The organism is candidate division WOR-3 bacterium, from assembly GCA_039801085.1.
Taxonomy (GTDB): Bacteria; Hydrothermota; Tepidihabitantia; order Tepidihabitantales; family Tepidihabitantaceae; genus JAOABP01.
Genome location: JBDRTY010000001.1, coordinates 132797 through 145616, shown reverse-complemented (window position 1 = coordinate 145616; position 12820 = coordinate 132797). Strand labels below are relative to the sequence as shown.

At 57.7% G+C, this 12820-nt stretch carries 10 protein-coding genes; 8 read left to right on the top strand and 2 right to left on the bottom strand.

What is annotated here, in order from left to right; translation table 11 throughout:
• The first annotated feature begins 29 nt into the window (after positions 1 to 29).
• From ABIK48_00675 to ftsY, 7 genes are all read left to right on the top strand, one after another.
• Positions 30 to 818, top strand: coding sequence for a ParA family protein (locus tag ABIK48_00675; protein ID MEO0020676.1), 789 nt, complete (start codon positions 30 to 32; stop codon positions 816 to 818).
• Positions 808 to 1677 (top strand): ParB/RepB/Spo0J family partition protein, encoded by an 870-nt coding sequence (locus ABIK48_00670; protein MEO0020675.1) that lies wholly within the window; start codon positions 808 to 810, stop codon positions 1675 to 1677. The genes ABIK48_00675 and ABIK48_00670 overlap by 11 nt, the downstream gene beginning before the upstream one ends.
• Positions 1670 to 2422, top strand: coding sequence for a M23 family metallopeptidase (locus tag ABIK48_00665; GenBank protein ID MEO0020674.1), 753 nt, complete (start codon positions 1670 to 1672; stop codon positions 2420 to 2422). Before ABIK48_00670 ends, ABIK48_00665 begins: the two co-directional genes overlap by 8 nt.
• Before the next feature lie 60 nt (positions 2423 to 2482).
• On the top strand, positions 2483 to 2665 hold the full coding sequence (locus tag ABIK48_00660; protein ID MEO0020673.1) for a hypothetical protein: 183 nt from the start codon (positions 2483 to 2485) through the stop codon (positions 2663 to 2665).
• Between the two features lie 18 nt (positions 2666 to 2683).
• A complete protein-coding gene (locus ABIK48_00655; GenBank protein ID MEO0020672.1) occupies positions 2684 to 3262 on the top strand; it encodes a T9SS type A sorting domain-containing protein in 579 nt (192 codons plus the stop codon).
• A gap of 91 nt (positions 3263 to 3353) precedes the next feature.
• Positions 3354 to 6857, top strand: a complete 3504-nt coding sequence (gene smc / locus ABIK48_00650; GenBank protein MEO0020671.1) for a chromosome segregation protein SMC — start codon at positions 3354 to 3356, stop codon at positions 6855 to 6857.
• A 3-nt stretch (positions 6858 to 6860) separates the two neighbouring features.
• On the top strand, positions 6861 to 7712 hold the full coding sequence (gene ftsY / locus ABIK48_00645; GenBank protein MEO0020670.1) for a signal recognition particle-docking protein FtsY: 852 nt from the start codon (positions 6861 to 6863) through the stop codon (positions 7710 to 7712).
• Here the strand turns inward: ftsY and ABIK48_00640 are convergent.
• Positions 7705 to 9336: a HEAT repeat domain-containing protein gene (locus ABIK48_00640; protein MEO0020669.1), complete on the bottom strand. Its 1632-nt coding sequence runs from the start codon at positions 9334 to 9336 to the stop codon at positions 7705 to 7707. The genes ftsY and ABIK48_00640 overlap by 8 nt on opposite strands.
• Positions 9336 to 9683, bottom strand: a complete 348-nt coding sequence (gene cutA, locus ABIK48_00635) for a divalent-cation tolerance protein CutA (GenBank protein MEO0020668.1) — start codon at positions 9681 to 9683, stop codon at positions 9336 to 9338. Before cutA ends, ABIK48_00640 begins: the two co-directional genes overlap by 1 nt.
• Positions 9684 to 9810: 127 nt before the next feature.
• Between cutA and ABIK48_00630 the strand changes: the two genes are divergently transcribed.
• Positions 9811 to 12786 carry a S8 family serine peptidase gene (locus ABIK48_00630; GenBank protein MEO0020667.1) on the top strand — a complete coding sequence of 992 codons (2976 nt, stop codon included), beginning with the start codon at positions 9811 to 9813 and terminating at the stop codon, positions 12784 to 12786.
• The last annotated feature ends 34 nt before the right edge of the window (positions 12787 to 12820 follow it).

The window sequence follows — 12820 nt, the reverse complement described above, 5'->3', positions numbered from 1 at the left end:
TGAAATTTAAGGGATTAAATTAGTGAATAATGGCACGCAGAATCGCCGTCTGTAATCAGAAAGGCGGAGTGGGAAAAACGACAACCGCAATCAACCTCGCTGCCGGGTTGGCACTCCGGGACTATAATGTGCTCCTGGTGGATATGGACCCACAGGCACATGCCACCGTCGGACTCGGAATTGACCGCAGCAATCTCGCTGTCTCTGTATACGAAGTTCTGCTCGAAACTCAGCGTGTTGATGACGCAATCATCAGAAACTGCTTTAATAAAATGGACCTGCTGCCCGCCACGCTCAACCTCGCCGGAGCCGAAGTGGAACTGGTAGAAGCCCCTCAGCGGGAATTCCGGCTCAGCCGTGCGCTCAACCTGATTGAACCGAAATATTCATTCATCATCATTGACTGTCCGCCATCATTGCTTCTGCTGACAATCAACAGTCTCACCGCCGCCAACAGCGTGCTTATTCCCGTACAAGCAGAATATTACGCCTTGGAGGGAATGTCCCGACTTCTGGAAACAGTCAACCTCATCCGTTCAACACTTAACCCGACGCTGGAAATCGAAGGTGTACTGCTTACGATGTTCTCCAGCCGGCTCAACCTCTGCCAGCAGGTGGAAAATGAGGTGCGCGAATTCTTCAGAGAACAGGTGTTTTCAACCGTCATCCCCCGCAGTATCCGGCTTGCCGAAGCCCCCAGTTTCGGCAAGCCGATCTTTGCCTACGACGGACAGTCGGCCGGCGCTCAGGCATATCTGGCACTCGTAAATGAAATATTGTCCCGACATCCATCAGGAGTAAAAACCGATGAACCGTAAGGCATTAGGCAAAGGGCTGCGCGCTATCATCCCGGAAAAAACTCAGGAGGCTCTGGCTACAGAATCCCGCCCGATCCCCATTGATGAAATCCGACCCAACCCCTATCAGCCCCGCATTACCAAGGAAGCAGAAAATGACCCGCATTTTCAGGAACTGGTAGCATCAATTCGGGAAAAGGGAGTACTTCAGCCCGTTGTTGTCCGTCGCCGTCACGACGGGTATGAGCTGGTAATGGGGGAACGGCGCTGGCGTGCTGCCCGCATTGCCGGATTAACTGCAATTCCGGCGATCATCCGCCCGGTTGACGACCGTGAGATGCTCGAAATGGCGCTGATCGAAAACATACAGCGCTCTGATCTGAATCCAATTGATGAAGCCCTTGCCTATAAGGCATTGCATGAACAGTTTAATCTCACCCACGAAGAAATCGCCCGCCGGGTGGGCAAAGACCGCTCGACGATCACCAACGCCCTGCGGCTGCTCACTCTCCCCTACCGCGTCCGTGAAGCACTAAGCTTGGGACAGATTACCCCGGGTCATGCGCGCGCGCTCCTGACGCTCACCAGCCGGCGTGAACAGGTGGACCTGTGTGAAAAGGTAATTGCTGAGGGCATTTCTGTCCGAACTCTGGAACGACTCTGCAGTGAAGGTAAAATTCCGACAACGAAGGGGGAAACCAGAAAAACGGAAAAGGACATTCATCTGACGGAAATTGAGCAGCGTCTCCAGGAAACCCTCGGCACCCGGGTCGTGATTACACCGCCGGGCAAATCCGCGGGAAAAATCACGATCATGTTCCACTCTTCCGAAGACCTTACTCGTATCTGCCAACTGATCCGGAAAGAATCCGGTGGCTAAAAAAGAAATCACCGTATTCATTTTTGGCAACTATACACCAAATTCACTTCGTTTCAGCATCTCGCTCGGTCTCGCCCGGCTGCTTTTCGCCCTGTTATGTCTGTCCGTTTTGCTCGTGCTGGCAGCAGTTGGAATTGTCGCCTCCGGTGCCTACCGGTTCCATCAGCTGATCTATCTCACCCAGCGTAACCGGAAACTGGAAACAGAATTCAAGAAAATAACCCAGCTCCGGGAAAAACTGGAAAACCTGGAAATTGAGCGGGAAAAACTTGCGCGGATGCTTGGTGTTGAACTATCACCGCCGCCCGTAGACTGGCAGGGCATGACTCCCGACTCATTTATTCTCCCGGAATGGATTTCTGACCAACCCTGGGGAAAATATCCGGTTCCGATACTTGTACCAGTTTCCGGATATGTTGTCTCCAGACGTGCCAGTCCCGAACACATTGCGGTTGACCTGGCAGTCCCCCGGGAAAGTCCGGTCCGGGCTGCGGCTGACGGTATTGTCATCAGCCGGGGAACCGACCGTGTCTTGGGGCGGTTCATCGGGCTTGCGCACGCCGAAGGCTACGAAACTTACTATGGACACCTTGCCCAGTGGCTGGTGAACCGTGGCGATTCGGTGAAGGTCGGGCAAATAATCGGCCGGGTCGGTATGACCGGACAGGCAACTGCACCCCACCTGCACTTTGAAATCCGCAAATTTGGCAAGCCGGTTGATCCCACTGAAATACTCAAAATCTAATCTCATTTATTGACACAATACCACGATTTGTTATCATAACTATAAAAGGAGGTCATATTGGTGAAGCTTAAGGTACTCATACTGTTATTGGTGCTGACAGCACCGGTTTTGCTCTGGGCATGGCCTCAGCCCGGTGATCCGGCACCCAACATCTCCGTCCCGGATACCGCGTGGCAGACTCACACCATCCCGGCGGAATACCGTGGACATGTAATTCAACTCTTCTTCTGGCAGTCCACCTGACCATCCTGTCTCGCGGAGTTGCCGCGAATACAAGCAATGTTTGATGAATACGGCAGTCAGGGGTATCTGCCTTTGGCAATCAATCTCTGGCAGGATATGGAAAATGTGGTAAAGGTGTATGCCCGCGCATACAGCTACCCCTTCTTCCGCGATGCCGGAGCCGGCTGGACCGCATACCGGATGAATGGCTACATCCCGCTGAATTATGTCATTGACACGGCCGGGGTGGTCGTTGGCTCAATGGAAGGGTTTAATGAGGCGGTGATTCGTAGCTGGATCGAACCATACCTCACTGCTGTCTCTGAGGAAAAGCCGACAATGCGACCGGAATTCAATCAGGTAGCCCCCAATCCGGCAAACCGGAACCAGACCATCCGTTTTTCGCTGCCGGAAACACGCACTATTACTCTGAAAGTCTTCTCAGCTTCCGGGAAACTTGTCGGCACACTGGTTGAAGGCAACCTGCCTGCTGGAGTTCATTCCGCTGTCTGGCACACCACTGACGAACACCACCACTTGGTACCAAATGGTCTTTACTTCTACGAACTGAACGACGGTCGGTATATCATCCGGTACAAGACGGCGGTTCTGCGCTGATAAAACTACCTCCTGATTCTAACCGGGCTCAAACTGAGCCCGGTTTTTTATAGTTGACTCGAGGTAAACTGCGGTATATCATTAAAGCTAAGTGTATATCAAGGAACTTCAGCTCTTAGGATTCAAATCCTTCCAGGAAAAAACAACCCTCCGCTTTGCACCAGGAATGAACTGTATCATCGGACCGAATGGTTGCGGCAAATCCAATGTTCTCGATGCACTGCGCTGGGTGCTGGGCGAACAGTCGTTCGCAGTGCTCCGCTGTGCAAAAAATGAAGACCTGATTTTTGCCGGCACCGCGCAGCTGCCGCCGGTAAACTTTGCCGAGGTCCGCCTCATCCTCTCCACCGAAGATCAGCCCGCACTCGGTTCGGAAGTGGAAATCCGGCGCCGTTATTTCCGCTCCGGTGAGAGTGAATACTATCTGAACCGCCAGCCCTGCCGGCTTCGTGACATTCAGGACCTGTTTCTCTCCACCGGCATCGGCACGAAAGCCTACTCGATTTTTGATCTCCGCCAGATGCGCGAAATAATCGCCGGCAACATCCGTCAGATGTTTGAAGAGGCGGCGACTTTAGCCAAATTCCGCGACTCCAAAGAAGAGTGCCAGCGCAAATTAACTCTTACCCAGACCGATTTAACCCGGCTGGAGGATATCATTGCCGAACGGGAAAGAATTGTGCGCAGCCTCCAGCGCCAGAGCGCCCGGCTCCGGGTCTACCAGCGACTCAAACAGGAAGAAAGCCAGCTCCGACTCCGGGAACTCCAGCAGGCATACCGGGAATTAAACGAACAGCTTGCCGCAAACGAACAGGAAATCCGGAAACTTGAGGACGCCGCTGCCGAACTTACCCTCCAGATCCGGCATCAGGAGGAAGAACTCCGTCAGCTTCATTCCCGGCTGGTCGGCATCCAGAGTGAACGGGAGCAGGCACTCAATGAATTAAATCAGCGCCGCCAGACACTGGCGGAACTGCAGGCAAGACTGCTGATGGAACAGCAGGAATCTGAATTTCTTGACCGTACCTCAGAGGAACTGCAAAAGGAGAAGACCCGGCTGGAACAGGAAATCAACGAACTGCAACAGATATTTAACACCGCACTTAACCAGCTGGAAAACGCCAATTCCACCCTGCGGAAACAGGAGGCTGAACTGCAGCACCTGCAGACTGAGAGCCGGCAGCAGGAAACCACAGTTATTACTTCCCGCCAGGAGGAAGAACAGGAGCGCGACCGGCTGCGTCAGCTCTGGGAAAATGAACAGCAACTCCGGGGAAAAATCATCCGCCTCGAAGCAGAACTGGCAAATAATAAAACAACAACTGAGCGCCTGACTGAAGAAGCCCGCCGCCTCCGCCAGCAACTGAATCAGGCAGAAACGGACCGCAACACACTGCAGAGTGAATTCGAGCACTTAAAAAATCAGCTCGACTACCAGCGACAGCAGTCAACACTCCGGCAGCAGGAACTCGCTGCCATTGAACGGCAACTGGCAGAGCTCGGGCGGGAACAACGCCACCTCGAGGAGCAGAGGACCGGTAACGCTGCCCAGATTGCCCGGCTCGAAACCCGGGTTGCCCGCTCGGTGCTGGCGGGCGCAAGGGAAATACTGGGCGATGTTACTCCGGTGAGCGACTGGCTCGAACCGGACCCGGGCTGGGAACGTGCCTGCGAGGCAGCATTCAACTTTTTGCTCGACTTCCTGAACACCGAGACAATTCAACCGGCGGAACTGAAGCGGCTTCTTGACCGCTTCCCGACTGAGCGTTTCGGCCTGCTCATAAACTCACTGGCGACCGCACCTGTACCCGAAAGCCCGCCCCCCGCGGATCCGGCGATCATCGGCACGCTCCACCAGTTTGTCCGACTCCGTACCGGTGCCCCTGCCCTGCTGCGGTCACTGCTGGAATCTTTTGCTGCCCTCCGCAACAGTGAATCTCTCGGGTCAATGATTGAAAAGTATCCGGCGTCCCGTTTCGTCACCGCTGACGGCTATGCCTATCTCGGTAACGGCCGGCTCGTGCTTGCCGGTGAACAGGCAGGCAGTATGGTCATCCTGAGCAGAATCCGGGAACTCGAGCACAGCACTGCCGCACTCAATGAACGGCTTGCAGCGATTGAAAAGACCGCTGCCCACCTCAACGAACAGCGCCTCCAGTTGCAGGCTCAGCTGGACCAGGCAGAAAGTGAACTTCGCTTGACAGAAAGAGAATTTTATGCTCTGGAATCCCGGCTGAGCACCACTGCCGGTGTTGCCGCGGAACTGCAGCGGGAATACGAACGCCTGAATGCGGAAATCCGCCGGCTGAACGGATTAACCGGCTCCATAACCACTGCGTTGGCAGAACATCAGCAGGAGCTGACCGCACTCCGCACCGCGATTGAGCAGTCCGAACAGAAACTCGCCGGGCTGGAACAGCGGTCAAACACCGCCGAACAGCAGGTTAAAAACGAACTGAAGGCCGCATCCGAACTGCTGGCTCAGCTGGCAGAACAACGGGCCCGGGTCCGGCATCTGGAAACCGAAATGAGCCATATCAAACAGTCCATTGAGGACAAATCCCGGCGGATCAGGGAAATTACCGCCACCATGACCCGCCATCACGAACGCCAGCAGCAGCTGAAGGACCGCCGCGAGCAGTTAAACACTGCCATCAATCAGCTCCAGGCGCAGCTTGCCGAAGCCGAGCAGAGTTATGCCCGCTTCAACCTTGACGATGTTTCCGCAGCCACCGCCGAACTGGAAAAAAACATTGCCGAGTTACGGAACCAGCAACAGAATAACCAGAACCGGCTTCTGGAATACCGGCTCCAGCGCGCCGAACTGGAAACCCGAGTCCGTGCCCTGCTTGATGAGGCCAAATCCCTGGGTGCCGATCTCAGCCAGTTCAGTCCGGCACCGGCAGAATCAGCCGATGAACTGAACCGGCTGGAGGAAATTCGTCGCCGGCTTGCCGCCCTGGGTCCGGTAAATCCACTGGCAGCAGAAGAGTATGAACAGGAAAAAAAGGACCTTGAACGCCTGCTCTTCCAGCGGGACGATGTCCTGCAGGCAAAACAGAATCTGGAAGAGTCATTAAAGGAAATTGACCGGCACGCCCGGGAACAGTTTCTCAATACCTACCGGGAAGTCCGGCTTCATTTTCAGCAGGTCTTCCGGGAACTGTTTCTGGAAGGGGATGCCGATCTGGTTCTGGTTAATGATGCGGACCCGCTCCAGTCTGAAATCGCCATCATTGCCCGCCCCCGGGGGAAAAATCCGAAACGGCTGGAGCAGCTTTCGGACGGCGAAAAGGCACTGCTGGCGATCTCACTCCTCTTCGCCTTCTACCGGGTGAAACCCGCTCCCTTCTGTTTTCTGGACGAAATCGATGCCCCCCTGGACGACGCCAATGTCAGCCGTTTTGCCGACTACCTCAAACGGATGACCGAAAAGACCCAAGTGATAATCATTACCCATAACCGCGCAACGGTGGAACGGGCTGATGTCATCTTCGGTGTAACTGCCGAACAGCCCGGGGTCTCAAAACTCATTTCCGTGAGCCTTGCAGACTACCGCCGGAACAACCCGGCATCGCCCCTGCCCGAAAATTAACCCATGGGACTGCGGGAAACACTTGCCCGGACTCGCCAACTCCTCTCCCGGCTGATCACCGCCAAAACGCTCAACCTGGAGGAACTGGAAGCCGCCCTGATCAGCGCGGATGTCGGCGCCCGCGCCACCGCTCAGCTGCTGGACCGTCTCAACCGGGCGGAGGAAAACCCGCAGGCGGCGCTGGAACAGGAAATTATCCGGCTCTTGAGCGGAACCGATCGCGGTAACCGCCCGTCACCGGAAACTCCCGTAGTGATCATGATCGTCGGGGTCAACGGCTCGGGCAAAACAACCACCGTGGGGAAATTGGCCCATTACTATGCCGCCCGGGGCAGACGGGTCATCATCGCTGCCGCTGACACCTATCGCGACGCCGCTTCGGAACAGGTGCGCATCTGGGCGGAGCGGGCGGGGGTCGCAATCGTCCACTCGCAGAAAGGCCAGGACCCGGGAGCGGTTGTGTTTGATACCATAACCCGGGCACGCCAGCAGCAGTTTGACACGGTGCTGGTCGACACCGCCGGCCGGCTCCATACCCGCCAGGACCTGATGGCAGAACTGGAAAAGATCAAACGGGTCTGCAGCAAGGTCAAACCGGGTGCACCGGAGGAAATCTGGCTTGTACTCGATGCGACCGTGGGCCAGAACGGACTCCGCCAGGCAGAAATCTTTCATCAGCGTCTCGGCCTCACCGGCATTATCATCACCAAACTGGATGGAACTGCCCGCGGCGGAATCATCATCCCGGTGGTCATCGAGCTCAAACTTCCGGTCCTCTTTGTCGGCACCGGTGAGGGGCTTAATGACCTCGAGCAGTTCAACCCGCAGGAATACGCCCGGGCGCTCATCAAATAACTGTCCCGGAGGAATCAATCATACTCAGTGCCCAGCGTGCTGCGTCCTTGACTCTTCCCGGCTCCCGGCTCCAGGGCCAGGGGCGGGCAATCGCCCTGAGTTTCTCTCTTGCCGCCTTTGCCCGTAACAATCCCAGCGCCTCAATTGCCGCCAGCCGGACCCGGACTTCGGGATCGTCCAGCGCCTTCATCAGAAAAGGAACCGCAATCGGATTGCCGATCCTTCCCAGTGCCAGAAAAACATTCGCCCGCACCAGATCACTTTCATCTTCCACCCGCTCCAGCAGCTTCATGCTCGCCCGGTAATCTCTCAACTTGCCCAGTGCCTCGGCGGACATCGCCCTTACCAGCCGGTCCGGGTCATCAAGACGCTCAATCAGCGCCGGCACCGCCCGCACATCGCCAATTTCACCCAGCGCCTGCGCCGAAACCAGTCTGACCCAGTATGAAGAATCATCAAGACCGCTGATGAGCCGTTCCACCGCCCCCTCATGTCTGAGCCGGCCCAGCACATCAATTGCCCGCACCCGGACATCGGGTGATTGATGAGTCAGTATTCCGAAAACCGGCTCTACTGCCAGCTCTCCCAGCCTTTCCAGGGCGTTGGCTGCCATACCGGCGATTTTCGGATCCGCATCCTCCAGCAACCGGCTCAGCCGCTCCGCTGCCCGCAGATGCCGGATTCTGCTTAGCGCCTGAATCGCCGCCAGCCGGACGCCACCTTCTGAATCTTCAGTCAGCAGAAACAGAGTGGCCAGTCCCGCCTCTTCCCCGAGCATGCCCAGAACCCAGGCAACCAGCCGGCGGATGCCGGAATCATCACTCCCTGCCAGCCGGATTAACGGCGGCAACGCCGCTGGACCAGCATCCAGAAGCTGACGCAGCGCCGCTTCCCGCTCATCCAAATTCTCAGCAGTCAACGCCTCCAAAAGTGAACGCACCGAACGGTCCGAAATCCGCTCCAGCGCCTCCCGTGCTGCCTGGCGCACCTCAGCAAACGGATCATTGTTTGCCAGTCGAACCAGTTCAGCAGCAGCAACCGGCACCCCGATTCTTCCCAGTGCGACTGCTGCTGCCCGGCGCACCTGCGGATTTTCATCCTGCAACTCATCAAGGAGCGGATTAACCGCCTCCTGCCTGCTCAGTCCGGCAAGCGCCTCGGCGGCTGCGACCTGCACCTCGGGATTCAAATCCCGCAGCAGTTCCAGCAGTCCTTCAAGTGCCCGGGTACTGGTGATCCCCGGCGCATCTGCATAAGCAGCACCAATCCTGCCCAGTGCCACTGCGATCGCCCGTCTTGTCATCGGCTCCGGTTCGTTCAGATGCTTGAGGAGATAATCCACCCCATCAGCCAGCTTCAGCTCCCCGACAAGCTCTATTACCCACAACTCAAGCGGTCCCTCCCAGGTTGAAAGATACCGTGCCACCGGTTCCTCGGCTGTCCTGCCGAGCCGGCTTAAAATTCCCGCCACCTCCCGGCGGATCTCCGGCTCCGGGTCCTTCAGCAGAAAGACGATCGCACCTGCGGCTGTCTCCGGATCAAGCCGGGCGAGCTCACGGGCGGCAGCACGCCGAACCGCCGGTTCTGGATGGCTCAGCTCCAGAATCAGCCGGCTGACCGGCATCAAATCCTCCTGCCCGGAAATTTACTTTTGTCCGGGATTAATTCCGCACTCAGCCACTTCAGATATGGCTGATACCCGGCACTGATGACCATTGCAATGATCTCGGGGACCTGATACGGATGCATCTCCCGGACCCGCCTCTCAAGAAGGGGGTAATGCGCCCGGTCCGTTTTAATCACCAAAAGCCACTCCCGGCTCTGCTCGATCTTCCCCTGCCACCAGTAACTGCTGACAATCGGACCTAAAATCTGTACACAGGCTGCCAGCCGTTCCGCCAGCAGCATCCGGCTGATCCGGCTGGCGGTTCTTCGGTCCGGTACCGAGACAAAGACCTGCAGATACCTCACCTTAAAAGTTTGCCCTTGCGCCTGACCTCAGTCAAGAAAATTGACCCGACAAATCTTCCGGATATAATCTAATTAAAGTCAGGCTCGATAAAATGGAAAACCGATCAAACAAACCAGAGGAGCGCAAATGATAAAAACCATCATGACAACTCTACTTCTGCTCCTTGCCTTCGGCTTCGGGATGATCAGTCCGGAGCTGGAGCGGCATCTGAGCACCGCGGCGGCTGACCAGAAGCTGCCGGTTCACATCGTTCTGAAAAACCAGTATGACACCCGGCTGCTTTTCTCGCAGGTTGACGGTCTGAGCCGGCGGGAGCGCCGGGTGCGGGTGGCAGAGATTCTCGGCGAGTTTGCCCGAAGGGAGCAGTCCTCCATCCTGAGCTATCTCGAGGAGAAGGAGCAACAGGGCCTGGTCCGGGACATCCGCTCGATCTGGATTGTCAATGCGGTTGCCTGCGAGGCGACGCCGGCGGTGATCCGGGAGCTTTCGCAGCGGGCAGATGTCCACTATGTCAACTATGATCTTGCCTGGTGTCCGGACCTGCTCGAGAAGCCGGGTGCGCCCGCAGAGCCGCAGTATGATGCGACCTGGGGTGTGCGCAAGATAAGGGCGCCTGAGGTCTGGGCACAGGGCTACACCGGGCAGGGTGTGGTCTGCGGGCACATTGATACCGGCTGTGACTACACCCATCCCGACCTGGCAGACCACATGTGGGAGGACCCCAACTACCCCTATCACGGCTGGAACTTCGAGAGCAACAACAACAACCCGATGGATCAGAACGGGCATGGCACCCATACGGCAGGCACGGTTGCCAGTGATGGCACCTCGGGCACCCAGTGCGGGGTGGCGCCGGATGCCCGGATCATGGTCTGCCGGGTGCGGACGGTAGCGGACTCGGTGGCGGAGAGCCAGTGCTGGCAGGCGATGCAGTTTGTGGTCTCGCCCCCGCTCTCACCGGCCAACGGTGCGGACCTCTACACGATGTCCTTGGGCTGGATGCTTTCCTGGAACCCGCACCAGGCGACCTGGCGGCAGGTGGCGGACAATGTCAATGCGGCGGGTGTGATCCAGATTGTGGCGGCGGGCAACGAGCGCAGTCTCACTCCGCCCAACTCCTGCCGCTGTCCGGGTAATGTGCCGCCGCCCTGGTGGAACCCGCAGAACACCGGCACCGGCACCCTCTCCGGGATCATCTCGATCGGTGCGACCGACTCAACCGATGCGATCGCCTCCTTCTCCAGCCGGGGTCCGGTCACTTGGGGCACGGTTGCGCCCTATAACGACTATGTCTATCCGCCCGGACTGACCAAGCCGGATGTGAGTGCGCCCGGGGTGGCGGTCATCTCCTGCCGGGTTGGCGGCGGTTACACCAGCATGGACGGCACCTCAATGGCGACCCCGCACACTGCGGGCACGGTCTGCCTGATGCTCTCCAAGAACCCCAACCTGACCCCGGCGGTGGTGGACTCAATCCTTGAGGTGACCGCGGTGGACTTGGGACCTGGCGGCAAGGACAATGACTTCGGTGCGGGCAGAATTGATGCGCTGGCAGCGGTCAACTACATCACCGGCTCGGGCGGTCCGATGCTGGTCCTGCGCACGATTGCGATTCACGACTCGCCGCCTGGTGGCAACAACAACGGCCGGGTTGACCCGGGTGAACAGGCGCGGCTGCGCATCACCCTGCGCAACTCCGGTGGTGCTGCCTGCAACAACACCAGCGGCATTCTGCGTGCCTATGACAGCCGGCTGACGGTCACCGACTCGCTTGCCACCTGGGGCAACATCCCGTCGGGCGAGGAGCGGACCAACACCACCGACCCGCTGGCAGTCTCAGCCCTGAGCACCATTCCGCCCGGCACCACCATCCCCTGCACCCTGTTTGTCTCCGGCGACAGCGCCGACTATGCAACGAAGTTCAGAATCAGCCTCATCATTGGTGAACCGCCGATTCCGGGTCAGCTGCTCATGACCCATGACACCGGCTACTGCAAACTGACCGTCTCCTGTCAGGGCTCAATCGGTTATGACATCCCGGACGGCTCCGGCTCCGGCTTCTGTTATCCCAAAACCTCAGCGACCGCCCTTTATTACGGCAGCTTTGCAGTTGGCAACTCGCCCTCCTATGTAGCAGATCACCACTACGGCAATCCTGCATCCGGAACCCCCAACACCGACCTCCGGCCGGTTGACAGTCTGCGTCCGGTCACACCGCCGGTCTATGGTGATGAACATTTCCGCGGCTCCTATTCCGATGCGGGACATCCGACACCCAAAGGCTTGAAGATCACCCAGAACACCTATATGAGCGCCCAGCCCGGCTACGACGACTTTGTGGTCATGGTCTTTGACATCCAGAACCAGGGCTCAAACCCGGTCAACGGTCTTTATGCCGGCATCTTCGCCGACTTTGACATCGGCTCCTCCTCCACCACCAACACCCTGTTCTCCGACACGGTCCGCCGCTTCACCTACATGCGCCAGTCCACCACCGCCAACCCGACCGTCGGTGTCAAGATTCTCGCGCCCCAGTCCTTTGCCAACCTCTCTGGAGTTGACCATGCGATCTATGTCTATCCGGACTCGGCAATGACCGACAATATGAAATTCCGCTTCCTCAACGGCACGATTGTCCAGCGCAACTCCAACCGGGCTTATGACTGGTCAGTGCTGGTCTCCAGCGGTCCGTTTGATCTGCCGGTCGGTCAGACCTACCGGTTTGCGGTTGCCTTTGTCGGTGGTGCGGACGAGACCTCGGCGCGGGCAAATGCGGACAGCGCCCAGTCCTGGTTTGACCGGAATGTGGCAATTTCCGAACTGGCATCTGCACCGGCACCGCTCAACTCCCCCCTCTCCATCATCCCCAACCCCTTCACCCGCAACCTGACGATCCGGCTCAACCTGCCTGCTGCCGGACCGGTCCGGCTGACGGTCCACGACATCTCCGGCAGAACGGTAGGCTCAATCTACGAAGGCACCGCGCAACCGGGCACAAATGAATTCCGCTGGTCCGCAAAAGGACTTACCCCTGGTGTCTACTTCATCCGGCTCCAGACACCGGGAATGAACACAACCGAACGGGCAATACTCGTCCGTTAGACCGAGCCTTATTCAGCAGAGGCTGGGACATCAG

Excerpts from the sequence above, each read along its gene's own strand:
- ABIK48_00675 (MEO0020676.1), top strand. The coding sequence starts at position 30 with ATGGCACGCAGAATCGCCGTCTGTAATCAGAAAGGCGGAGTGGGAAAA.
- ABIK48_00670 (MEO0020675.1), top strand. The coding sequence starts at position 808 with ATGAACCGTAAGGCATTAGGCAAAGGGCTGCGCGCTATCATCCCGGAA.
- ftsY (MEO0020670.1), top strand. The coding sequence starts at position 6,861 with ATGGGACTGCGGGAAACACTTGCCCGGACTCGCCAACTCCTCTCCCGG.
- ABIK48_00640 (MEO0020669.1), bottom strand. The coding sequence starts at position 9,336 with ATGCCGGTCAGCCGGCTGATTCTGGAGCTGAGCCATCCAGAACCGGCG.
- ABIK48_00630 (MEO0020667.1), top strand. The coding sequence starts at position 9,811 with ATGATAAAAACCATCATGACAACTCTACTTCTGCTCCTTGCCTTCGGC.